21 protein-coding genes are annotated in these 22,123 nt (G+C 69.9%); 9 read left to right on the top strand and 12 right to left on the bottom strand.

Going from position 1 to position 22,123, the window contains the following annotated elements:
- Positions 1-163 precede the first annotated feature (163 nt).
- Positions 164-4,213 carry a molybdopterin-dependent oxidoreductase gene (locus ACH492_RS30165; RefSeq protein ID WP_398991099.1) on the bottom strand — a complete coding sequence of 1,350 codons (4,050 nt, stop codon included), beginning with the start codon at positions 4,211-4,213 and terminating at the stop codon, positions 164-166.
- 688 nt (positions 4,214-4,901) lie between these two features.
- Here ACH492_RS30165 and ACH492_RS30160 point away from each other — a divergent pair.
- The 4 genes from ACH492_RS30160 to ACH492_RS30145 all read left to right on the top strand — a co-directional run bounded on the left by ACH492_RS30160 (position 4,902) and on the right by ACH492_RS30145 (position 7,349).
- The gene (locus ACH492_RS30160; protein WP_398991061.1) at positions 4,902-5,198 is read left to right on the top strand and encodes a hypothetical protein; all 297 of its coding nucleotides are present in this window, start codon (positions 4,902-4,904) and stop codon (positions 5,196-5,198) included.
- 296 nt (positions 5,199-5,494) lie between these two features.
- The gene (locus ACH492_RS30155; protein ID WP_398991059.1) at positions 5,495-6,112 is read left to right on the top strand and encodes a DNA polymerase ligase N-terminal domain-containing protein; all 618 of its coding nucleotides are present in this window, start codon (positions 5,495-5,497) and stop codon (positions 6,110-6,112) included.
- Positions 6,112-7,122, top strand: coding sequence for a non-homologous end-joining DNA ligase (gene ligD, locus ACH492_RS30150; RefSeq protein WP_398991057.1), 1,011 nt, complete (start codon positions 6,112-6,114; stop codon positions 7,120-7,122). Before ACH492_RS30155 ends, ligD begins: the two co-directional genes overlap by 1 nt.
- The gene (locus tag ACH492_RS30145) at positions 7,119-7,349 is read left to right on the top strand and encodes a hypothetical protein (protein WP_398991055.1); all 231 of its coding nucleotides are present in this window, start codon (positions 7,119-7,121) and stop codon (positions 7,347-7,349) included. The genes ligD and ACH492_RS30145 overlap by 4 nt, the downstream gene beginning before the upstream one ends.
- A gap of 128 nt (positions 7,350-7,477) precedes the next feature.
- On the opposite strand, the gene ACH492_RS30140 is transcribed toward ACH492_RS30145, so the two are convergent.
- Both ACH492_RS30140 and ACH492_RS30135 read right to left on the bottom strand, forming a co-directional pair.
- On the bottom strand, positions 7,478-7,621 hold the full coding sequence (locus tag ACH492_RS30140) for a hypothetical protein (protein ID WP_398991054.1): 144 nt from the start codon (positions 7,619-7,621) through the stop codon (positions 7,478-7,480).
- 80 nt (positions 7,622-7,701) lie between these two features.
- Positions 7,702-8,355 carry a type III effector protein gene (locus ACH492_RS30135; protein ID WP_398991052.1) on the bottom strand — a complete coding sequence of 218 codons (654 nt, stop codon included), beginning with the start codon at positions 8,353-8,355 and terminating at the stop codon, positions 7,702-7,704.
- 129 nt (positions 8,356-8,484) lie between these two features.
- On the opposite strand from ACH492_RS30135, the gene ACH492_RS30130 reads away from it, so the two are divergent.
- The 3 genes from ACH492_RS30130 to ACH492_RS30120 all read left to right on the top strand — a co-directional run bounded on the left by ACH492_RS30130 (position 8,485) and on the right by ACH492_RS30120 (position 9,906).
- Positions 8,485-8,916 carry an Hsp20/alpha crystallin family protein gene (locus ACH492_RS30130; RefSeq protein ID WP_398991049.1) on the top strand — a complete coding sequence of 144 codons (432 nt, stop codon included), beginning with the start codon at positions 8,485-8,487 and terminating at the stop codon, positions 8,914-8,916.
- Positions 8,917-9,014: 98 nt separating this feature from the next.
- A complete protein-coding gene (locus ACH492_RS30125) occupies positions 9,015-9,410 on the top strand; it encodes a DUF2267 domain-containing protein (RefSeq protein ID WP_398991048.1) in 396 nt (131 codons plus the stop codon).
- A gap of 100 nt (positions 9,411-9,510) precedes the next feature.
- Positions 9,511-9,906 carry a DUF2267 domain-containing protein gene (locus ACH492_RS30120; protein WP_398991046.1) on the top strand — a complete coding sequence of 132 codons (396 nt, stop codon included), beginning with the start codon at positions 9,511-9,513 and terminating at the stop codon, positions 9,904-9,906.
- Between the two features lie 443 nt (positions 9,907-10,349).
- Here ACH492_RS30120 and ACH492_RS30115 read toward each other — a convergent pair whose 3' ends face one another.
- Both ACH492_RS30115 and ACH492_RS30110 read right to left on the bottom strand, forming a co-directional pair.
- On the bottom strand, positions 10,350-11,678 hold the full coding sequence (locus ACH492_RS30115) for a class I SAM-dependent RNA methyltransferase (RefSeq protein WP_398991044.1): 1,329 nt from the start codon (positions 11,676-11,678) through the stop codon (positions 10,350-10,352).
- A 102-nt stretch (positions 11,679-11,780) separates the two neighbouring features.
- Positions 11,781-13,829, bottom strand: coding sequence for an APC family permease (locus tag ACH492_RS30110; protein WP_398991042.1), 2,049 nt, complete (start codon positions 13,827-13,829; stop codon positions 11,781-11,783).
- Between the two features lie 177 nt (positions 13,830-14,006).
- On the opposite strand from ACH492_RS30110, the gene ACH492_RS30105 reads away from it, so the two are divergent.
- Together ACH492_RS30105 and ACH492_RS30100 are read left to right on the top strand one after the other, a co-directional pair.
- Positions 14,007-14,675 carry a TrkA family potassium uptake protein gene (locus ACH492_RS30105; protein ID WP_307660637.1) on the top strand — a complete coding sequence of 223 codons (669 nt, stop codon included), beginning with the start codon at positions 14,007-14,009 and terminating at the stop codon, positions 14,673-14,675.
- Complete coding sequence (locus ACH492_RS30100; RefSeq protein ID WP_398991040.1) at positions 14,675-15,352, top strand: potassium channel family protein; 678 nt, start codon at positions 14,675-14,677, stop codon at positions 15,350-15,352. The genes ACH492_RS30105 and ACH492_RS30100 overlap by 1 nt, the downstream gene beginning before the upstream one ends.
- 90 nt (positions 15,353-15,442) lie before the next feature.
- Here ACH492_RS30100 and ACH492_RS30095 read toward each other — a convergent pair whose 3' ends face one another.
- From ACH492_RS30095 to ACH492_RS30065, 7 genes are all read right to left on the bottom strand, one after another.
- Positions 15,443-16,183: a DUF3159 domain-containing protein gene (locus tag ACH492_RS30095; RefSeq protein WP_398991038.1), complete on the bottom strand. Its 741-nt coding sequence runs from the start codon at positions 16,181-16,183 to the stop codon at positions 15,443-15,445.
- Positions 16,184-16,186: 3 nt separating this feature from the next.
- Positions 16,187-16,603, bottom strand: a complete 417-nt coding sequence (locus ACH492_RS30090; protein WP_307660640.1) for an OB-fold nucleic acid binding domain-containing protein — start codon at positions 16,601-16,603, stop codon at positions 16,187-16,189.
- Between the two features lie 58 nt (positions 16,604-16,661).
- Entirely contained in the window at positions 16,662-17,345 is a 684-nt protein-coding gene (locus ACH492_RS30085; RefSeq protein ID WP_398991036.1) for a response regulator, read from the bottom strand.
- A 65-nt stretch (positions 17,346-17,410) separates the two neighbouring features.
- Complete coding sequence (locus tag ACH492_RS30080; protein WP_398991034.1) at positions 17,411-19,954, bottom strand: ATP-binding protein; 2,544 nt, start codon at positions 19,952-19,954, stop codon at positions 17,411-17,413.
- A 204-nt stretch (positions 19,955-20,158) separates the two neighbouring features.
- A complete protein-coding gene (locus tag ACH492_RS30075) occupies positions 20,159-20,953 on the bottom strand; it encodes a DUF3710 domain-containing protein (RefSeq protein WP_398991032.1) in 795 nt (264 codons plus the stop codon).
- 1 nt (position 20,954) lies between these two features.
- Positions 20,955-21,467 carry a dUTP diphosphatase gene (gene dut / locus ACH492_RS30070; protein WP_307660644.1) on the bottom strand — a complete coding sequence of 171 codons (513 nt, stop codon included), beginning with the start codon at positions 21,465-21,467 and terminating at the stop codon, positions 20,955-20,957.
- Positions 21,467-22,030 carry a PaaI family thioesterase gene (locus ACH492_RS30065; RefSeq protein ID WP_398991030.1) on the bottom strand — a complete coding sequence of 188 codons (564 nt, stop codon included), beginning with the start codon at positions 22,028-22,030 and terminating at the stop codon, positions 21,467-21,469. The genes dut and ACH492_RS30065 overlap by 1 nt, the downstream gene beginning before the upstream one ends.
- Between the last annotated feature and the right edge of the window lie 93 nt (positions 22,031-22,123).

Here is a 22,123-nt window from a genome sequence, read left to right as displayed (position 1 = left end):
GGGGCACCGGTCCGCTCGGCCGCCGGAAACGGCCGTCTCAGCGGCCGCTGCCGAAGCAACCGTAGTGGCCCTCTGAGCCGATCCCGCCGCGCGCGAACCGGGCGGACGATGACCAGGGTGCCCTGGCGGGAACCGGAGCCCACTCCTACTCGACCAACACGGATCAGTAGACGTCGCGGACATACCGCTTGTCGGCGGCGAGCTGCTTGACGTACAGAGCCGCCCCGGCCTCGTCGAGGCCGCCGTGGGAGACGGCGATGTCGCGCAGTGCCTGGTCGACGTCCTTGGCCATCCGCGCGGCATCGCCGCAGACGTAGAAGTGTGCGCCGTCCTGGAGCCAGGACCAGAGCTGGGGACCGTGTTCGCGTATCCGGTCCTGAACGTAGATCTTGGCGCGCTGGTCGCGCGAGAAGGCGGTGTCGAGGCGGGTGAGGGTGCCGTCGGCGAGGAAGGCGGCCAGTTCGTCCTCGTAGTAGAAGTCGGTGGCGCGGTGCTGTTCTCCGAAGAAGAGCCAGCTGGGGGCGCGGTGGCCGCGGGCCCGGCGTTCTTCGAGGAAGCCGATGAACGGAGCCACTCCGGTCCCGGGGCCCACCATCACCATCGGGGTGCCGGGGTCCGCCGGAGGCCGGAAGTGCGGGGAGCGCTGGACGAAGACCGGCACCGTGGCGTCGTCGACGGCATCGGCGAGGAACGGCGAGCACACACCCTTGCGGAAGCGGCCGTGGACGTTCTCGTACCGGACGACGGAGACCGTCAGCGACACCTGGTGGGGGTCGGTGAGCGGGCTGGACGATATCGAGTACTGGCGGGGCTGCAGGCGCTTGAGAACACCAGCCCACTCGTTCGGGGTGGCGCGGACGGGGTGCTCGGCGACGACGTCTACGGCCTGGCGGCCCCAGGACCACCGGGCGAGCTCGCCCTTGTTGTCGGGGCGCAGCATCTTCTTCAGGTCGCGGTCGCCGGTGCGCTCGGTGATGAAGCCCAGCAGTGCCGGGGTGAGCTTGGTGATGTCCAGGTGCCGGTGCAGGGCGTCGGTGAGGAGGATCTCGCCAACGCCGGCGACGTCGACCGCGGCGGCAGGGTCGAGACCGGTGACGGCCAGCCATTCGGTCACGAGATCGGGGCAGTTGACGGGATGCACGCCGAGTGCGTCGCCGACCTCGTAGGCGAGCGGAGTCTCGCTGTCGCTGGTGTCGAAGGTGAACCGGCGGACCTCCTTGCCCGCGCCGGGGAGGCTGAGGAGCCGGTTGCCGGTGAGCCGGGCGGCGGCGGGGGCCGGCTTGGCGCTGCGGACAGGTGCGGCAGCCGGGGCGGGGGCCGAGCCGGTCGTCGGTTGTGCGGTGAGGTTGCTGAGAACGTGGTCGAGCCATGCGTGGGCAGAGGGCTCGTACTCCGGTTCGCAGTCGGTGCGCGGGGCCAGGCGTACGGCCCCCAGCTCGTCCAGACGCTGGTCCAGGCGACGTCCATGGCCGCAGAAGTCGTCGTACGAGGAGTCCCCGAAGGCCAGGACCGCGTACCGTCTGCCGTCCATGCGCGGGATGTCGGCAGCGGTCAGGGCGTCCCAGAACCCGGATCCGTTGTCGGGTGCGTCGCCGTCGCCGAAGGTGCTGGTGATCAGCAGTAGGTCCGCGGCGGGCGGGAGGGACATCGGATCGGTGTCGTCCATGCCGATGAGCGCGGCGCGGTGTCCTGTTGCGGTGAGCCGGTCGGCGGCCGCGGCGGCGAACTCCTCGGCGTTGCCCGTCTGCGAGGCCCACAGGACGACCACCTCACGGCCCTGCGGTGTTCCGGGGGTCGTCGCCGATTCCACGGCGGGCGTCTGCGGCGCGCGCGAGTACATGCCGGCGAGCACACCGTTCACCCAGCGCGCGTGCTCCTCACTGAAAGGCGCGCCGGGCGGCAGCACGGGAACACCGGGCGCACCCGACTCCAGCCCGGCAAGGAACCCGACCAGGTACTGGCGTTCTTGCTCGGCGAGCACGGGCGGCGGTGTGCTCTCCAGCCCGAACACGGCTGCCGTGCCGGGCGTGACGGCGGTCGGCACGATCACCGCCGACTCCTCCGACTCCTCCGACTCCTCCGACTCCTCGACGGGGGCGGCAGCGGTTGCCACCGGAGCGACGGTTACCGGCGTGGCGACCTTCGCCAGTGTCACCGCGCACACCTTGAACTCGGGCTGGAACGAGATCGGGTCCACGGCGTCGCTGGTCACCGCGTTGATGCTCAGGTACTCCCCGAACAGGTCGTTCCAGTGGAACGGCGCGAAGCAGCAGCCCGGCCGCACCCGGTCCGTCAGAACGGCCGGCAGCACGGCCCGGCCGCGCCGGGACGCCACCTCCACCGAGTCGCCCTCCCCGATCCCCAGCCGTCGGGCATCCTCCGGATGGAGCTCGACAAACGGTGCCGGGTTGAGCTTGTTGAGCTTGGGGACCTTTCCGGTCTTGGTCAGGGTGTGCCACTGGTGCTGGAGCCGTCCGGTGTTGAGGACGAACGGGTAGTCGTCGTCGGGCATCTCCGCGGCCGGGATGTGCGGGCGGGCGAAGAAGACGGCCCGTCCGCTCGCGGTGGGGAACACCGGGCCGGTGCGGTCCTGGCCCAGGTAGCGGATCGGGTTGCGGTCCGAGCCGTCGGTAGTCGCGGCTGGCCACTGAACGGGCGTGGTGCGCAGCCGTTCGTAGGTCACGCCCCGCAGGTCGTATCCGGTCTTCGGGTTCGCGGCGCGCTTGATCTCCTCGAAGATCTCCTCGGCGCTGGTGTAGGAGAAGGCATGCTCGTAGCCCATCTCGCAGGCGATGCGCGCGATGATCTGCCAGTCCGCGAGCGCCTCCCCAGGCGGGTCCACAGCCGGCTGGGCGAGGGTGAGGTTGCGTTCGCTGTTGATCAGCACGCCCTCGGTCTCGGTCAACAGGGCACCCGGCAGCATGACGTCGGCGTAGGAGTTGGTCTCGGTGTCGGCGAACACGTCCTGAGTGATGACGAGTTCGGCCCGCTCCAACCCCTCGATGACGGTTCTGCGGTTGGCGACCGAGGCGACGGGATTGGTGCAGATGATCCAGCAGGCTCTGATCTGGCCGTCCGCCATCCGCTGGAACATCTCGACGGTGCCCTTGCCGGATCCGTCCTTGCGTACAGTGCCGGGCTCGAGGCCCCACAACTCCTCCACGAAGGCGCGGTCCTCATCCACCAGCACCGACCGCTGCCCGGGAAGACCGGGCCCCATGTAGCCCATCTCGCGGCCGCCCATGGCGTTGGGCTGGCCGGTGAGGGAGAACGGGCCGCTGCCGGGGCGGCATATCGCACCGGTGGCCAGATGCAGATTGATCAGCGCGTTGGTGTTCCACGTGCCGTGGGTGGACTGGTTGAGCCCCATGGTCCAACAGCTCGTCCACTCCCTCGCCGTACCGATCAACTGCGCTGCCCGGCGGATGTCCGCCTCCGGGATGCCGGTGATCCCGGCGACCGTGGCGGGCGGGTAGTCCGCAAGGAACTCCGGCATCGCCTCCCAGCCCTCGGTGCGCCCCGCTATGAACCCGGCGTCCGTGTGACGGTTCTCCACGAGCAGGTGCAGCAGGCCGTTGAGCAGAGCCAGGTCGGTCCCCGGCTTGATCTGCAGGAAGAGATCCGCCTTGTCTGCGGTGGCGCTGCGCCGCGGGTCGACGACGATCAACTTGGCCCCCGCCTTCACCCGCTCCATCAGCCGTAGGAAGAGGATCGGGTGGCAGTCGGCCATGTTGGAGCCGATGACGAAGAAGACATCCGCGTGCTCGAAGTCCTGATAGGAACCCGGCGGGCCGTCGGCACCGAGCGAGAGCTTGTAGCCGGTGCCCGCGCTCGCCATGCACAGACGGGAGTTGGACTCGATCTGATTGGTGCGGACAAAGCCCTTGGCCAGCTTGTTCGCCAAGTACTGGGCCTCCAGGCTCATCTGCCCGGACACGTAGAAGGCGAAGGCGTCGGGCCCATGCTCGTCGATGATGGTCCGCAGTCGCCGTGCCGTGCTGGTGATCGCCTCGTCCACACCAGCGGGTACGGCCTCAGCCCCGCGCTCGGGACGCATCAGTGCGGTGGTCAGCCGGCCGGGCGCGGCCAGCATGTCGGCCGTCGTCGCACCCTTGGTGCACAGTCGGCCGAAGTTGGCGGGATGCGCCTTGTCGCCCGATGCCTTGAGAACCTTACGACGGCCATCGGGGCCGGACGTGATGTCGAGGACGATGCCGCAGCCCACACCGCAGTACGAGCAGACCGTCCGAACCTGGGCGCTACCGATCCGCGACTCCTGTGTGGTCACCGGGTGGCCTCTCTGTGGATCGGATCGTGCCCCCGACCGTACGAAATGCCCGTTACGCCTATGTGACCTCGGCCGATCATGGACGGTAACGCTCGTCACACACACCCTGGACCGGCACTGTGAGATCGATCAGAATCCTGCATGTGCCAGGCGAAACTGCGGCACGCTTTCGCATCTGCCGCCCATTCACGCCATGCGGGATACATCTGTGGATCGAGTGGGCGAAGGGACGGATCGATGAGCGTCATAGTCGTGCAACACGTGCCCGACGAGGCCCCCTGTGCGATCGCCACGGCGCTGGAATCGGCAGGGCCGCGCACGCGACTGTGCCGGGTGCGGGAGGGCGATCCTCTGCCGGAGAGCCTCATCGGGGTCGAGGCTCTGGTGGTGATGGGCGGGCCGATGTCGGCGTACGGCGACAACGGGTTCCCTACGCGCGATGCGGAACTGGCGCTGCTGCGGACCGCCCTGGCCGCGAATGTGCCGGTGCTCGGGTGTGTCTCGGCGCTCAGTTGCTGGCGGTGGCGGCGGGCGGAGTGGCCAGGCCGAGTCCGGTCGCGCACACCGCGCACCCGGCCTGCGGCTACAGGATCGAGGCCGACGGTGTCGTGTCGTGGCCGTGTGGGCACCGGAGTTCTGGGAGTTTCCGTCATGGGCGAGCGGTGCCGACCTGATGTTCGCGGAGGCCGCCGGCTGGGGTCGGCGGATCCGGTTCCGAGGCGGGGTCGGCGGCCACGCCCACGTTCTCGAGGTCGGCCGGGAAGCCGCCCGGCGCCAGGTGCGGCGCCTGGTCCACGCCCACATTGGGCGGCCGTGCCTGCGCGCCATGGGCGCCGGGCTGACGCCCGAGTGGGGCGAATGGGGCCGGGAGGGACGCACGTACTCACTGCTGCCCGAACAACGTGGTTGATGCGCACCATGCGGGGAAGACGCACTGACGTGCCGCGGTTTCCGGTCCGGCGTGAGGGAGACCGGAGAGTGGCTTCTGGTGTGGGCTCTGGCAGATCTTCGAGGGCGCGACCGATCACCGTTGGCACACCCCACACCACCGTGCGAGGCCGTTGCGGCGGGGATGCTGGTCATGGGCCACCGAGGGCGGATGGTCAGCCCGGTAACCGGTCGCGGTGTGGTCGTCCCCATCGTGTGCAACAGCACCGGACCCGTGGCGCCGACGACTCATGCCGAGCTCGTGGGAGGAGGTTCCCGATGACCCCGCAGGATGCGCTGGCGGAGTACCGCCGCCGACGCCACTTCTCCAGGACTTCCGAGCCGAAGGGCGGCCACGACGGGCCGTCGGATGACAAGCCCGTTTTCGTGGTGCAGATCCACGATGCGCGGAGCCTGCACTTCGACTTCCGGCTGGAAGTGGACGGTGTGCTCAAGTCATGGGCGGTTCCCAAAGGCCCGTCCAACGACCCGCACGACAGGCGCTTCGCCACGCCGACCGAGGACCACCCGATCGAGTACCGGACCTTCGAGGGATTGATCCCCGAGGGCGAGTACGGCGCAGGCACCGTGATCGTCTGGGACGAGGGCACCTATCGCAACCTCTCCACCGATCGCGATGGCCGCGAGATCCCGTTCGCCCGGGCCCTCGATGACGGACATGCCTCGTTCTGGCTGTACGGCCGGAAGCTGCACGGCGGCTACTCGCTCACCCGCATCCGTACCGGCGGGGACGGCGGCCGGGATGCCTGGCTGCTTGTCAAGATCGCCGACGAGCGTGCTGCGGCCGACGGCACGCCGGACCCGCACCGCGCCCGCTCGGCCCGCACCGGCCATACCCTGCGCCAGGTTGCGGCGGAGGCGGGCGGTGGACGGTGATGAACGGGCCGCTGGACCGCCTCCCTGCGGAGCAGCGCGAGCTGCTCCGCCCCGCCGCGCAGGCGCCCGGCGCCCCAATGCTCGCCACGCTGACCGATCGCAGGGACTTCGACGACGACTGGATCTTTGAAAGAAAGCTCGACGGCATCCGCGTGCTGGCCACCCGCAACCGCGAAGAGGCGCGGTTGCTCTCCCGCGGCGGCACATCACTCAACGACACCTATCCCGAAGTCGTGGACGCGCTCACCGCCGAGCAGCGGGCGGACTTCACCGTGGACGGCGAGATGGTCGCGCTCCACCGCGGACGCACCGACTTCGCCCGCCTCCAGCAGCGCAGCGGACTGACGGATCCGGCCGCAGCCCGACGCAGCGGCGTCAAGGTCACCCTCTACCTCTTTGACCTGCTGCGCCTCGACGGGCACGACACCACCCGCCTGCCACTGCGCACCCGCAAGATCCTGCTCCGTGACGCTCTCGACTTCCACCGGCCGCTGAGTTATACACCGCACCGCAACAGCAACGGCCACAAACTGCTTAACCAGGCCTGCGCGCGTGGCTGGGAGGGCCTGATCGCCAAACGGGCCGATACGTCGTACGTCCATCGCCGCTCGACCGACTGGCTCAAGCTCAAGTGCGCCGGCGGGCAGGAGTTCGTGGTGGGCGGTTTCACCGAACCAGCCGGCAGCCGGGTCGGCTTCGGCGCGCTCCTGCTCGGCTACTACGAGGACGGGCGCCTGCGCTACGCGGGGAAGGTGGGCACGGGCTGGGACGCCGCCGCCTTGCGCACCCTGCGGGCCAGGCTGAACCATCTCGAACAGCCCCGCTCGCCCTTCCACGGCGAGGTCCGGGAGCGCCGCGCGCACTGGGTGCGCCCCGAGCTGGTCGCCCAGATCGGCTTCACCGAGTGGACGCGCGACGGCATGCTGCGCCATCCCCGCTACCTCGGGCTGCGCGACGACAAGCCCGCCCGCGAGGTGGTCCGTGAACAACCCACCGGGAGGACCGGATGACGACCACGAAGACCATCAGGGTCGGCGGCCGGACGGTCGAGTTGAGCCGCCCGGACAAGATGCTGTTCCCCGAGGACGGCATGAAGCGGAAGAGAGGGGCTCGGTGCCGCCGCCAGTGCGAGACCTGGACCCTACGGATGCCGGCCGAGTGGCGGTGCGCGGCGTGCAGTGCGGCGGCCAGGTCACGGGCCCGCTGCTCGCTCTCCACGTCGTACAGCACGAAGTAGATCGGGCCGGCCGAGGAGTCGGCGCGGATCTGGCGGGAGCGGATGAGCTGGATGACGGCCGCGCGGATCGCGTCGTACGTGCTGTCGACGACAGTGTGGTCCAGTCCCGCGGTTGAGTGTCTCGGCCTTCACCGCCCACCGCCTGCCTGCTCCTCGACGGCGACGAACGCCTGGTGCTGCTGCTTGGCCTGCCGGTAGGCGGCGTTGAAGGCGTCGACGTCGGTGGCGTCCGGGACCAGGCCGGGCGGACACGGTGTGGGCAGCGGTTGCATGAGGATCACTGTGCCAGGACCAGGAAGTACGCGGGATACCCGATGCCGGAACGGTCGTCTGCTCCGACGCGGGTGTTCGGTCAGTCGGGTGGGGGCGGGGCCGTGGCGGGACCTGTGAGGGTGTCGAGTCGGGCGGCGAGGTCGGGGTGGGTGGTGGTCAGGTGGGGGCGGGTGGCGTTGAGGGGGTGGATGAGGTCGGCGGGGTCGTTGTGTGCGAGGGCCGCGTGAAGTTGGTCGAGCGGGTGGCGGGCGGCGGTGGGGAGGTCGGTGAGGGCGGTGATCTGGCCGGCGATGCGGCGCAGGTCGGCGGCGTTGCGGCGGGCCCATTGGGCTTGGGTGCGGTCGGCGGCGCGGCGTTCGCGGGTGGCCTGGACGCGTTGTTCGCCGGTGGCTCCGGCGGGGCCGGGCCGGTTGCGCAGGTAGCGGCGTTCGGCCGCCTGGCGGCTGGCGACGCCGAGGGGGTGGGCGAGGTCGGCCCAGCTGGCACCCGCGTGCCGGGCCGTTTCGATCAGGCCGGTCTCCCATCCGGCGAGCTGCTCGCGGACCTGCCGCAGCAGCAGCAGGGAGGCCAGGGCCTGCCCCGCGCCGGGGCTGGCGGCGGGGGTGTCGGAGGTCTCCTGCCGGGCGGCGTGCAGGGCGTCGTCTATGGCGTGCAGGGCCGCCGCAGCGGCGAGGAGCGAGGCCGGGCTTCGGCCGTCGGCGCTGGACGGGGCCGGCTGGTCGGCTGCTGTCACGGGCACCTCCCTCGGGCTTGTCATCGAATGGACGACACCGTGCTTGTCATCCATTGGATGACATGTTACAACGATTTCAGTGAAGCGCATTGGCAGCAACTGCCCGAACCTTCTGGAGGTGTTTTCACGATGTTGATGCGCACTGACCCCTTCCGTGAGCTGGACCGGCTGGCTCAGCAGCTGACGGGCCCGGGCACCTGGTCGCGGCCGTCCCCGATGCCGATGGACGCCTACCGCGAGGGCGACCGGTATGTGGTGGCCTTCGACATTCCCGGCGTCAGCGCGGACGCGATCGACATCGACGTCGAGCGGAACATGCTGACCGTCAAGGCCGAGCGCCGGCCCGTTGCGAAGGCCGACGACGTGCAGATGGAACTGTCGGAGCGGCCGCTGGGCGTCTTCTCCCGCCAGATCGTGCTGGCCGACACGCTGGACACCGAGCACATCGAGGCCGACTACGACGCCGGGGTGCTCACCCTGCGGATCCCGATCGCGGAACGCGCCAAGCCTCGCAAGATCGCCATCGGCGGCGGATCCGGCCGCAGGGAGATCTCCGGCTGACCCGAGGGCGACAAGGGCCGAACAGCGGCGGAGGACGGGGCACTGATCTCCCCCCTCTCCCGTCCTCCGCACCCCATTGACCGAAGAAGGTGGCGGCGGTGACCCTGCGACGCGAGGCGTTCCTCGACCGGGTGAAGGAACGCGGTGAGTACGACAGCCTGCAGGAAGCAGAACGCGCGGCCCGCGTGGTGCTCGCCCTGCTGGGGGCGCACCTGGTCGGCGAGGTGCGGGCCCAGCTCGCGGCGCGCCTGCCGGAAGACTTCGCCCTGATGCTCCTCAACCCGCTGCAGAGCGCCGAGCCGCTGCCACCGGAGCGGTTCGTTCGGGCGACGGCGGCCTGGATCGAGGGGGCCACCGAGCAGACCGCGGCCTGGGACGTCAGCGCCGTCCTCAGCACTGCCGCCGACGCGGCCGGTGACGACCTGCTGGGGCAGATCCTGCTCCAGCTCCCCGCGGGCTACGACCTCCTCTTCGGACGCCCCCAGCCCGCCTGATCACCCACCCCCTCACCCGGTGACCACCATCCCGGCGACAGAAAGGCAACCACAGCAAGTGTTCCCCGACCCGCGCGTCCCGCTGCAGACTGTGCCCGCGATGTCGTACGAGCAGATGCTGGAGAAGGTCCGCTACGAAGGCGCCTACCCCACCCGCGAGCGGGCCGAGGAGGCCATCCGTCTGGTCGTCGCGGGACTGGGGCGCCAGCTGACGGGCGACGAGCGCGTCGAACTCGCCGCCCATCTCCCCTTCGAAGCCGCACGCCTCCTCAGCGCTCAGATCCCCGACACCCAGCCCCTGACCGGCTGGGCCTTCGTCGAGGACCTCGCCGCCCGCGCCGAAGCCTCCCTGGCCACCACCCGCTGGGACACCGGAGCCGTCTTCGCCGCCGTCGCCGCCCTGGCCGGCCCCGACCTCCTCACCCGCATCCTGCGCCAGCTCCCTTCCGGGTTCGCGCTGCTGTTCGGCCGCGCCGAACTCACCCCCGCCGCCTGAGTGCGCCGTGTCCATCCGGCGCCGGGCGCGTTGGTCACGGTGACGCGTACACGGGTTGCAAAGACCCCACGGGATCGTGCTGCGGGCGCCGGGGCCGCAGATACCCGTTCCCCCCTTCCTGGCCGTCAATCGAAGCCCTGGTCCGCCCGGGACCACGGCTTCGTGCTGCCCCCGCGCGCTGGGACGCGGTGGGGGCGGGGTGTGGACGTGACGGGCTGCCGGGCCGGCGGCAGCCCAGGAGCGCGGCGCCCGCACCGCGCGGTCAGCGACCAGGCCAGGGATGACGGCGGGCAAGGATCGCCATCCTGCGTGAGCTGCAGGATCAGCGTGGTGACGACCCCTCAGAACGTGTGTCAAACGTGCGTCATGTGCGTCGAATATGCGTCAAGATATCGCCCGTAACGCCCACAGCGCATATAACGCACACGGCACGAACCTGTAGGTCAGACGCCCTTTGCCGCAGGCTCAAGGATCGCCACGCACTCCACGTGGTGCGTCATCGGAAACAGGTCGAACGCCCGCAGCGTGCGCGGCTTGTAGCCCCCCTCGCGGAAGTACGCCAGGTCACGCGCGAGCGCCGCCGGGTCGCAGGCCACGTACGCGATGCGCCGCGCGCCCAGAGCCGCGAGGTGCTTCACCGTCTGCTTGCCCGCCCCCGCGCGCGGCGGGTCGAGGACGATCAGGTCGACCTCGGTGATCCGGGTGCGCGGCAGGACCTGTTCGACCTTGCCGTGTTCGATGCGTACGCGCTCGAAGTCCTGGAGGTTGTGACGGGCGTCCTCGACGGCGCGCTTGCCCGACTCGATGCCGAGCACCGCGCCCTTCTCGCCCACGCGGTCGGCGATCGCGCCCGCGAACAGGCCCACTCCGCAGTACAGATCGAGCGCCATGTCGCCCTTGCGCGGCAACAGGCCCTGCATGACCGCCTTCACAAGGAGGTCGGCGGCCTGCGGGTGGACCTGCCAGAAGCCGCCCATGCCGACGCGGTACGTACGCTCGTCGGCCCGCTCCCGTACGAAGGCGCGGCCGTGCACCCGGTGCACCCCGCCGTCGCGTTCGTCCACGCGCAGCACCGAGACCGGCTTGTCGAGCTCGACCAGCGGCAGCCGACCGCCCTCGCGCGGGGTGAGGATGACCTGGCGGTCGCTCGAACCCGTCGCCGCGATCGCCTCGACCGTGGCCATCTGCGGCCAGTCCTGCTTCTCGATGCCGAGTTCGGTGACGCCAGGCGCGGCAATCATGCAGTGGTCGATCGGCTGGACGTCGTGCGAGCGGTGCTTGCGCAGGCCCGCGCGGCCCTCCGGGTCGATCGCATACTGCACGCGCGTGCGCCATGCGGGCACCTCGCCCGCCGGCAGCTTGTCCCCCGGCGCCGGCATGACCGTGCCGTCCCAGCCTGCCTCCTCGGGCGTGAGGCCCGCGAGCCGCTGCAGCTGTTCGGCGATCACCTCGCCCTTGAACCGCCGCTGCGCGCCCGGCTTGGCGTGCTGCCAGTCGCAGCCGCCGCACTTGCCCGGGCCGGAGTACGGACAGGGAGCCTCGACGCGGTCCTTGGACGCCTCGATGATCCGTACGGCGTCGGCGCGCAGAAAGCGGGAGTCCACCTCGCCCTCGGTGACGCGGGCCACGATCTTCTCGCCGGGCAGCGTGTGCCGTACGAACAGCACCCGCCCCTCCTCGGTGCGGGCGATGCAGTGGCCGCCGTGCGCGACGGGGCCGACCTCGACCTCGTACTCCTCCCCGACCAGCGAAGACTCGGATGCGTTCTGCATGGCGGGGGGACTCCAGAGATCAAGGGGTGCAACGGAAAACGGCCGGACGACCAGCCCACCAGTCTACGTGCGCCTCGTCCGGCCGCCCGCCACTCATATGGCTCAGCTCTTGCCGCTGGGCTCCTTGGGGCGCTGGTCCACCGGCCCGCGCCGTACCGAACCCGGCGCGTTCCACTCCTGGCGCTTCCTCGCCCGCTTCTTCGCGACCTCGGAGGACACCAGCTGGTACGGCACCGAGGTCACCATCACACCGGGCGTGAACAGCAGCCGCCCCTTGAGGCGCAAGGCGCTCTGGTTGTGCAGCAGATGCTCGTACCAGTGCCCCACCACGTACTCGGGGATGATGACGCTGACCACGTCCCGCGGGCTTTCGCGCCGCAGCCCCTTGACATAGTCGATGACGGGCCGGGTGATCTCGCGGTACGGGGAGTCGAGGATCTTCAGCGGCACATTGATGCCGCGCCGCTCCCACTCCTCCTTGAGCGCCTTCGTCTCGGCGACGTCGACGCTGATGCTGACGGCTTCGAGTTTGTCGGAGCGCATCAGCTTGGCGTAGGCGAGGGCGCGCAGCGTCGGCTTGTGGATCTTGGAGACCAGAACGATGGAGTGCACGCGGGAGGGGCGCACATAGTCGTCGGGGCGCTCCTCCTCCGCGGCGATCTCCTCCGAGACCCGGTCGTAGTGCCTCCGGATCGCGGACATCGTCCCGTAGAAGATCACCATGCCGAGCAGCGCGACCCACGCGCCGTGCGTGAACTTGGTGGCGAGCACGACGACCAGCACCAGGCCCGTGAAGAACGCGCCGAAGGTGTTGATCGCGCGGGAGCGGATCATGGCGCGGCGCTTGGCCGGGGCCTTCTCGGTCTTCAGATGGCGGTTCCAGTGCCGCACCATGCCGGTCTGGCTGAGCGTGAAGGAGACGAAGACGCCGACGATGTAGAGCTGGATCAGCTTGGTCGAGTCGGCCCCGTAGAGCCAGACCAGCAGGATTGCCGCCCCGGCCAGCAGCACGATGCCGTTGGAGAAGGCGAGCCGGTCGCCGCGGGTGTGCAGCTGGCGCGGCAGATAGCGGTCCTGCGCGAGGATCGAGCCGAGCAGCGGGAAGCCGTTGTACGCGGTGTTGGCGGCGAGGAACAGGACCAGCGCGGTGGCCGCGGCGAGCAGTACGAAGAAGAACGTGCCGTCGCCGAAGACGGCGGCCGCGACCTGGGAGATCACCGGGTTCTGGACGTAGTCACCGCCGACCGGGATGCCGTTTCGGAGCAGGTCGTGCGCGGGCGTCTCGGCCATCCTCACATCGGTGGCCATGGCCAGGCCGATGATGCCGCAGAACATGGTGACGGCCAGGGCGCCCATGAGCAGCAGGGTGGTCGCGGCGTTCTTGCTCTTGGGCTTGCGGAAGGCGGGCACGCCGTTGCTGATCGCCTCGACGCCGGTGAGCGCGGCACAGCCGGAGGAGAAGGCCCGCAGCAGCAGGAAGATCAGCGCGAAGCCTGCCAGCCCTTGGTGCTCGGGCTTGATCTCGAGGTCGGCGGTCGGGGCCCTCATGGTGTCGTCGAGGACGATGCCCCTGAAGGCGCCCCACGCAATCATGATGAAGACGCCGGCGACGAAGACGTACGTCGGGATGGCGAAGAGCTTGCCCGACTCCCTCACGCCGCGCAGATTCATCAGCGTCAGCAGGACGATTATCGCGATGGCGCAGGGGACCTTGTGCTCGACGACGAAGGGGACCGCGGAGCCGAGGTTCTCCACTCCGGAGGCGATCGACACGGCCACCGTGAGGACGTAGTCGACGAGCAGGGCGCTGGCGACGGTGAGGCCGGCCTTGGGTCCGAGGTTGGTGTTGGCGACCTCGTAGTCGCCGCCGCCGCTCGGGTAGGCGCGGACGTTCTGCCGGTAGGAGGCGACCACCGTGAACATCAGCACCACGACAGCGACTGCGATCCACGGGCTGAAGTGGTAGGCCGACACACCCGCGATGGAGAGCACCAGAAGGACTTCGCCCGGTGCGTACGCCACCGAGGACAGCGGGTCGGACGCGAAGACGGGCAGTGCGATGCGCTTCGGGAGAAGTGTTTCCCCCAGCTTGTCGCTGCGCAGCGCCCTGCCGATCAGGATCCGTTTGGGCACGTCGGTCAGTTTGGACACGCAGAGGATCGTAAGCGTTCCGTATCGACGACGCCCACTCACTACCCCGCTCTCCCCCGGAATCTCCGTTCTCGCAGCACAAAGGGGTCCCGGGACGGACCGCGCGTGTGTAGCTTGGGCCGCGGTCTGAGACCCTGTTAAGCCTGAGCCAGACCATTGACAGCCGGAAGGACGGTCGTGCACATCGTCATCATGGGATGCGGGCGAGTGGGAGCCGCTCTCGCGCAGACCCTGGAGCAGCAGGGGCACACGGTCGCCGTCGTCGACCAGGACCCCACGGCCTTCCGCCGCTTGGGCTCCGGGTTCGGCGGCCGCCGCGTCACCGGAGTCGGTTTCGACCAGGACACTCTGCGTGAGGCGGGGATCGAGGAAGCCGGTGCGTTCGCCGCGGTCAGCAGCGGCGACAACTCCAACATCATCGCCGCGCGGGTGGCTCGGGAGATGTTCGGCATCGAGAACGTCGCGGCCCGTATCTACGACCCGCGGCGCGCCGAGGTGTACCAGCGCCTTGGCATCCCGACCGTCGCCACCGTCCGCTGGACGGCCGACCAGATGCTGCGGCGGCTGCTGCCGTCCGGCGCGGAGCCGCTGTGGCGGGATCCGAGCGGCGGGGTGCAGCTGGCCGAGGTGCACACTTCGCCGTCCTGGATAGGGCACAAGGTCAGCACGCTGCAGGAGGAGACGGGCGTGCGCGTCGCCTTCCTCACCCGGCTGGGGGAAGCGGTTCTGCCGACGTCGCAGACCGTGCTGCAGGAGGGCGACCTCGTCCACGTGATGATGCGTACGGACGAGATCGAGAAGGTCGAGGCGGCCTTCGCCGAGGGCCCTGAGGAAGGCGGTCACTGATGCGGGTCGCTATTGCGGGCGCCGGCGCGGTGGGCCGTTCCATCGCGGGCGAGCTGCTGGAGAACGGGCACGAGGTGCTGCTGGTCGACAAGGCGCCGACCGCGATCTCGGTGGAGCGGGTGCCGCAGGCCGAGTGGCTGCTGGCGGACGCGTGCGAGATCACGTCGCTGGACGAGGCCGCGTTGCAGCGGTGCAACGTTGTGATCGCGGCGACGGGTGACGACAAGGTCAATCTGGTCGTCTCGCTGCTCGCCAAGACGGAGTACGGCGTGCCGAGGGTGGTCGCCCGGGTCAACAACCCGAAGAACGAGTGGCTCTTCAACGAGTCCTGGGGCGTCGATGTCGCGGTCTCCACGCCGCGCCTGATGTCGGCGCTGGTGGAGGAGGCGGTGAGCGTCGGCGATCTCGTACGGCTGCTCCGCTTCAGCCACGGCGACGCGAACCTGGTCGAACTGACCCTGCCGCCGGAGTCGGCGATCGCCGGCACGCAGGTGGGCGATGTGGCCTGGCCGGAGGACACCTCACTGGTCACGATCATCCGCGGCTCGCGGGTGCTGACGCCGGGCGCGGAGGAGACGCTGGAGGCGGGCGACGAGCTGCTGTTCGTGGCGGCGCAGGCCCGCGAGGAGCAGCTGGAGGACCTGCTGTCGGTCCGCCGCGAGGACGCGACGAGCTGACGGGTTCCGTACGCGAAGGGGCCCGGGGAACCTGATCGGTTCCCCGGGCCCCTTCGCGCGTGTCCGGCCGCGGTTACGTGCCGGCCGCGGCTACACCTCGCGCTGCGCCGACGCCGCTTCGCGTTCCTTCTCGGCGCGTTCCTCCGCCTCCATCTCCGCGAAGACGTCGATCGGCGCCGGCGCCTTCGCCAGGAAGACCCAGGTCAGGTACACCGCGAGCAGGAACGGCGGGATCTTCAGGGTGACCAGGACCCAGCCGAGGTGCGTGGTGTCCGCCCACCAGTAGAGCGGGAAGAGGATCGCGCACTTCGCGAGCAGGATCAGCCCCCACGCCCAGCTCGCCTTCGCGTACGCCTTCTTCCGGCCCGGGTTACGCGTCCGCCAGGAGAGGTTCTCCTTGAAGACCGGGCCCAGGATCAGGCCGATCAGTGGGACGCCCGCGATCGTCGTCGCGATGTATGCCACCGCCAGGCCGAGCGTGTAGATCATGCCCGGCAGATAGAAGTCCTTCGCATTGCCCGTCATCATCGCGAAGATGACGCCGAAGGCCACTCCGAAGACCCCGCTGAACGCATGCTTGACGGTGTCCTTGCGGATCAGCCGGACCGCGACGAGCAGCAGCGAGAGCGCCAGGGCCGCGATGGCCGAGATGTGCAGGTCCTTGTTGATCGTGAAGATCGTGACGAACAGCAGTCCGGGAAGGACCGTCTCCACCATTCCGCGCACGCCGCCGAAGGCCTCGAACAGCGCTGCCTCCGTGACTGCTTTGGCGTCGCTGTCCTGCTGCTTCTGGTCGTTCGTCGTGGTGGTCGGCTTGTCGAGAGACGTCACCGGCTACTCCTGTCCGAGCGGTCGGAGTTCGTATTTGGGGTTGAAAAGCACCCGGCGGCCGTGGCTCATCGAGATCCGGCCCGAGGCTATGAGCCTGCGGCCCGGTTCGATGCCCACGATGGACCGCCGGCCGAGCCAGACGACGTCCAGCGGGGCCGTACCGTCGAAAAGCTCCGCTTCCAGCGCGGGCACCCCGGCCCGCGGACGCAGGGTGACCGTGCGCAAGGTACCAGTCACCCGGACTATCTGGCGGTCGTTGCACTCCGCGATGCGGGTACACCCCGATGCCTCCGCGTCCTCCTGCAGTTCCTCGGACTCGAGGTCCTGCTGGGACGTGGACAGCCGGTCGAGCATGCGGCGGAATCGGCCGGCGGGCTTCGCCGGCCTCTCGGCCTTCTCGGAACGGGGTACGGCACTCATACAAGAAAGCGTACCGGCCGCCACAGACACGGGATCCGGCCGGAGATCCGATTCTGGATCAGCGCTCGAAGCGGTAACCCATACCGGGCTCGGTGACGAAGTGCTTGGGGTGTGAGGGGTCGGCCTCCAGCTTGCGCCGCAGCTGCGCCATGTAGACCCGCAGATAGTTGGTCTCGGTGCCGTAGGACGGGCCCCAGACCTCCTGGAGCAGCTGCTTCTGGCTGACCAGCCGGCCGGTGTTGCGTACGAGGACCTCCAGCAGATGCCACTCGGTCGGGGTCAGCCGCACATCGCGCCCGTCGCGGTGCACCTTCTTCGCCGCGAGATCGACTGTGAAGCCCTCCGTCTCGACGATCACGGCGTCGTCGTCCCCGCCGACGGGCTCCGCCCTGCGGACCGCGGCGCGCAGCCGGGCGAGCAGTTCGTCCATGCCGAAGGGCTTGGTGACGTAGTCGTCGGCACCGGCGTCCAGCGCCTCGACCTTCTCGTCGGAGGTCTGGCGGGCGGAGAGGACCAGGATCGGGACGCGGGTCCAGCCGCGCAGGCCCTTGATCACCTCTACACCGTCCATGTCGGGCAGACCGAGGTCGAGTACGACGGCGTCGGGGTGGCGGGCCGCAGCCAGCTGGAGCGCCGTCGCGCCGTCGGGGGCCGCGTCCACCTCGTACTTGCGCGCCTTCAGATTGATCACGAGGGCGCGTACGATCTGCGGCTCGTCGTCGACCACGAGCACCCGGGTCATTGCGGGCCTGCCTTTCTGCTCTGCACTGACATTTCGGCTCTGCACCGCCATCACTGGCGTCCCGGTCAGGAGATGACCCGGGCGGGAAGTTCAGGGCTGACCGGAGCGGCTCCGGGTACTGCCCTGAGGGTGAGGACCATGGTCATGCCACCGCCGGGGGTGTCCTCCGCGGTGAGCGTGCCGCTCATGGCCTCGACGAAGCCGCGGGCGACCGCGAGACCGAGGCCCACACCGGCACCGCGTGGAGCGTCACCGTAGCGCTGGAACGGCTCGAAAATCCGCTCTTTCTCGTCATCGGGGACACCGGGGCCGCGGTCCGCGACCCGCACCTCGACGCGGTCGCCGAGGGCGCTCGCGGAGACGGTGACGGGTGTGGCGTAGGGGCTGTACTTGACGGCGTTCTCGACGATGTTGGCGACGGAACGTTCCAGCAGTCCCCGGTCGACGGCCACCATGGGCAGCGTCTCGGGTATGTCGAGCTCGACACTCTCCGCAGGCACCGCGACGAGCGCCATCGGGACGACCTCGTCGAGATCGGTCACCCGGATGAGCGGGGTGACAGTGCCGGTCTGGAGGCGGGACATGTCAAGTAGGTTGCCGACGAGATGGTCGAGGCGGTCGGCGCCGTCCTCGATCCCTTCCAGCAGTTCCGCCTCGTCCTCGTCGGACCAGGCGACGTCGTCGGACCTGAGCGAGGAGACGGCTGCCTTGATCGCGGCCAGCGGGGTGCGCAGATCGTGGCTGACGGCGGCGAGCAGAGCCGTACGAATGCGATTGCCCTCGGCCAGCCTGCGGGCCTCCTCCGCCTGGCCGACCAGTCGCTGGCGGTCCAGTACGACGGCGGCCTGGGCGGCGAAGGCGGCGAGCACCCGGCGGTCCTCGGCGGGCAGGACGCGGCCGGACAGGGCGAGCGCCATATGGTCGCCGACCGGCATGTCCACGTCCGCATCCTCGGGGCGCCGGACGGCGCTGGGGCCGACGCTGCCCGCGCAGGTCCACGGCTCGACGTCGCTCTGCCGCTCCAGCAGCGCCACGGACTCCATACCGAAGGTCTCGCGGACCCGCTCCAGCAGCGCGTCCAGCGTGGTCTCGCCCCGCAGCACGCTGCCGGCCAGGAAGGACAGGATCTCGGACTCGGCACGCAGCCGGGCCGCCTGATCGGTGCGGCGGGCCGCCAGGTCCACCACGGAGGCCACAGCGACGGCCACCGCGAAGAAGATCACGATGGCGACGATGTTCTTCGGGTCCGAGATCGTCAGGGTGTGGGTTGGCGGCGTGAAGTAGTAGTTCAGCAGCAGCGAGCCGACGGCGGCCGAGGCAAGCGCAGGCAGCAGTCCGCCGAGCAGCGCTGACGTCACGGTCAGAAAGAGGAAGAGCAGGACGTCGTTGGCGAGCCCCAGGCTGTCGTCGAGGCTGGTCAGTATCAGCGAGAGCAGCACGGGACCGGCGACGCCGACGAGCCAGCCCGCGACGATACGGGACCGGCCGAGCCGGGCGCCGCGGGCCACCTGCAGTCCCCGGCCCTTGCCCGCCTCGTCGTGCGTGACGATGTGTACGTCGAGGTCGGGACCGGATTCGCGGGCGACCGTCGCGCTGACGCCGGGGCCGAACATGTACTGCCAGGTCCGGCGGCGGCTGGCACCGAGCACGATCTGGGTGGCGTTGACTCCGCGGGCGAACTCCAGGAGCGCGGACGGGACGTCGTCGCCGATGACGTGGTGGAAGGTGCCGCCGAGGTCCTCGACGAGGGTCCGCTGGACGGCCAGCTCCTTGGGCGAGGCCGAGGTCAGCCCGTCGCTGCGGGCGATGTAGACGGCCAGCACCTCGCTGCCGGCGCCCTTCTCCGCGAGCCGGACGGCGCGCCGGATCAGAGTGCGGCCCTCGGGGCCGCCGGTGAGGCCGACGACGATGCGCTCACGCGCCTGCCAGGTGGAGCGGATATTGTGCTCGACGCGGTACTGCTGGAGGTATTCGTCGACCCGGTCCGCGACCCAGAGCAGGGCCAACTCCCGCAGCGCGGTGAGGTTTCCGGGTCGGAAGTAGTTGGAAAGGGCCGCGTCGACCTTGTCCGACTTGTAGATGTTGCCGTGGGCCATGCGACGGCGCAGCGCCTGTGGCGACATGTCGACCAGTTCGAGCTGGTCCGCCCGGCGGACGACCTCGTCAGGGACGGTCTCCCGTTGTCGTACACCCGTGATCGACTCGACGACGTCGCCCAGGGACTCGAAGTGCTGGATGTTGACCGTCGTTATGACGTCGATGCCCGCCGCGAGCAGCTCCTCGACGTCCTGCCATCGCTTGGCGTTGCGGGAGCCCGGCACATTCGTGTGAGCCAGTTCGTCCACGAGCGCTACGGCCGGACGGCGCTCGAGGACCGCGTCGACGTCCATCTCGGTGAAGGCCGTGGCGCGGTACTCGATCTCGCGGCGCTGGATCTGCTCCAGGCCGTGCAGCATCACCTCGGTGCGCGCTCGGCAGTGGTGCTCGACGAAGGCGACCACGCAGTCGGTGCCACGCTCCACACGGCGATGCGCCTCGGAGAGCATGGCGTAGGTCTTTCCGACGCCCGGTGCCGAGCCGAGATAGATCCGTAGCTTGCCGCGTCCCATGGCCCCATTGTCTTTCAGACAGTTGTTCACACTGCCTCGACCCTACGGCCAGAGTTTCCGATATTTCGGGCATGAGGCAGGCCTCAGCTGCGTATTTGACGCGATTCTGATGCAGCCCGTTCCCGCCGGGGCCGGACAGACCGGTGGGCCGCACTCCCGTAAAGGAGTGCGGCCCACCGGCCCGGTCGACTTCCGCCCGAGGTGTCAGCGCACCTCGGTGATCTCGGGGCCGCGCTGCAGCTGCCCCATACCACCGGAGAAGCGGGAGCTCCCCTGCTCCTCCTGCTGGACGCCCTCGGGCACCATCTGCGCATCGTCCGGCAGCTTGAGGACGATCGGGTCGCGCGGCGCCATCGGCCCGTCGCCCCGTACGACGACGGTGTCCCGGAAGATCTGCTCGAGCAGCCCGGCGGCCGTCGGCTGGACGGCGCCCTGCCCGGAGATCACTCCGCGCAGGAACCAGCGCGGCCCGTCGACGCCGACGAAGCGCACCAGCTGCACACCGCCCGTGCCGTCCGGCAGCTGTACCGGCACCTGGGCCCGCAGCTCCCAGCCGAGAGGCCCCTCGACCTCGTCGATGATGCCGCCCTGCTGCGTGATGCCGGAGGCGATCTCCTCGCGGACCTCGCCCCAGATGCCTTCCTTCTTGGGCGCTGCGAAGGCCTGCAGCTGTACGGCGCTGTCGCGCAGCACGACGGTGGCGGCGACGATCGCGTCACCCGCGACCTCGACGCGCAGCTCCATTCCCTCGACTCCGGGCACGAAAAGGCCGCCCAGATCGACCCGGCCCTCGCCGGGCTTGGATACCTCGGAGACGTCCCAGGGGCCGTCGGGCCGGGGCGCCGGCGGAAGGTTCGCCCGGCGGGACGTCCCCTCCTCGGCAGACTCGGCTGCCTCGTCGGAGTACCGAGCGTCACGCTCGTCGACGACCTGCTCGGCCTCGCCCGCTGCGTCCGCCGCGTCCCTGGCGGAACCACTCTTCTTGCGACGTCCGAACACGTCACTGTCCTTCCCGGTCGGATACGACCGAAGCGTATCGATTCCCACCCGTTGAGCCGTCCACGGCGGCATGACCGCCGGTGGACCCGAAGCCCCCCTCGGCCCGCGCCGAGCCGGGAAGCTCCGCCACCTCGTGGAAGCGCACCTTCTCGACCTGCTGGACGACCAGTTGGGCAATCCGGTCGAACCGATCGAACCGCACGGTCTCGCGCGGATCGAGATTGACCACGATCACCTTGATCTCCCCACGGTACCCGGCATCCACCGTCCCCGGGGCATTCACGAGGGCTACTCCGCAGCGGGCGGCGAGACCGGACCGCGGGTGCACGAAGGCCGCATACCCGTCGGGGAGGGCGACCGACACCCCGGTGGGCAGCACGGCCCGTTCGCCGGGGGCGAGTTCGACCGCCTCGGTGGTCACGAGATCGGCGCCGGCGTCGCCGGGGTGTGCGTACGCCGGGAGCGGCACCTCGGGGTCCACACGACGGATCAGCACATCGACAGGGTTGCGCATCAGGGGTTCACCTCGAAGGCGCGGGCGCGCCTGATCTGGTCGGGGTCGGCCATGGCTGCCTGGATCTCCTCCGGGCGGCCGTTGTCGATGAAGTGGTCGACCTTGACCTCGACGAAGAGGGCGTCGGCACGGACGGCGACGGGTCCGTCGGAGCCGCCGATCCGGCCGACGGCAGTGGAGAAGATCTTGCGTCCGGCGACCGCGGTCACCTCGGCCTGGAGGTGCAGCACAGTGTCCACCGGCACCGGGCGTACGAAGTCGGTCTCGAGCCGGCCGGTGACCGCGATGGTCCGCAGCAGCCAGTTCAGCGAGCCGAGCGTCTCGTCGAGAGCCGAGGCGAGTACGCCGCCGTGCGCGAGGCCGGGCGCGCCCTGGTGCGCGGGCTTGACGGTGAACTCGGCGGTGACGCTTACACCCTCGCCGGCCCGCGCCTGAAGGTGCAGTCCGTGCGGCTGAGCCTCGCCGCAGCCGAAACAGTGCTCGTAGTGCGCGCCGAGGAGCTCACCGGGCGCCGGGGCTTCGGGGTGCCTCACCGGCGGTATGGCGTCGGCCGGAGGGGTCATAGCCGCGGCCCGGCCCGAGGGTCCGGGGGGCGCCCCCCGGGATTTCGCAGTGCTCACAGGCGCAGACCTTACCCGCGCGGCTACCCGCGGGCC

The organism is Streptomyces sp. NPDC019443 (assembly GCF_044389785.1).
Classification (GTDB): domain Bacteria; phylum Actinomycetota; class Actinomycetes; order Streptomycetales; family Streptomycetaceae; genus Streptomyces.
The sequence above is the reverse complement of the archived record's forward strand: the minus strand, read 5'-3'. Positions and strand labels throughout refer to the sequence as shown.

What these genes read in the sequence shown, in the direction of transcription:
- dut (WP_307660644.1), bottom strand. Translation starts at nt 21,467, where the DNA reads ATGCGCAACCCTGTCGATGTGCTGATCCGTCGTGTGGACCCCGAGGTG.
- ACH492_RS30130 (WP_398991049.1), top strand. Translation starts at nt 8,485, where the DNA reads ATGTTGATGCGCACTGACCCCTTCCGTGAGCTGGACCGGCTGGCTCAG.
- ACH492_RS30085 (WP_398991036.1), bottom strand. Translation starts at nt 17,345, where the DNA reads ATGACCCGGGTGCTCGTGGTCGACGACGAGCCGCAGATCGTACGCGCC.
- ACH492_RS30065 (WP_398991030.1), bottom strand. Translation starts at nt 22,030, where the DNA reads ATGACCCCTCCGGCCGACGCCATACCGCCGGTGAGGCACCCCGAAGCC.
- ACH492_RS30120 (WP_398991046.1), top strand. Translation starts at nt 9,511, where the DNA reads ATGTCGTACGAGCAGATGCTGGAGAAGGTCCGCTACGAAGGCGCCTAC.
- ACH492_RS30140 (WP_398991054.1), bottom strand. Translation starts at nt 7,621, where the DNA reads ATGCAACCGCTGCCCACACCGTGTCCGCCCGGCCTGGTCCCGGACGCC.
- ACH492_RS30100 (WP_398991040.1), top strand. Translation starts at nt 14,675, where the DNA reads ATGCGGGTCGCTATTGCGGGCGCCGGCGCGGTGGGCCGTTCCATCGCG.
- ACH492_RS30090 (WP_307660640.1), bottom strand. Translation starts at nt 16,603, where the DNA reads ATGAGTGCCGTACCCCGTTCCGAGAAGGCCGAGAGGCCGGCGAAGCCC.
- ligD (WP_398991057.1), top strand. Translation starts at nt 6,112, where the DNA reads ATGAACGGGCCGCTGGACCGCCTCCCTGCGGAGCAGCGCGAGCTGCTC.
- ACH492_RS30145 (WP_398991055.1), top strand. Translation starts at nt 7,119, where the DNA reads ATGACGACCACGAAGACCATCAGGGTCGGCGGCCGGACGGTCGAGTTG.
- ACH492_RS30080 (WP_398991034.1), bottom strand. Translation starts at nt 19,954, where the DNA reads ATGGGACGCGGCAAGCTACGGATCTATCTCGGCTCGGCACCGGGCGTC.
- ACH492_RS30155 (WP_398991059.1), top strand. Translation starts at nt 5,495, where the DNA reads ATGACCCCGCAGGATGCGCTGGCGGAGTACCGCCGCCGACGCCACTTC.
- ACH492_RS30115 (WP_398991044.1), bottom strand. Translation starts at nt 11,678, where the DNA reads ATGCAGAACGCATCCGAGTCTTCGCTGGTCGGGGAGGAGTACGAGGTC.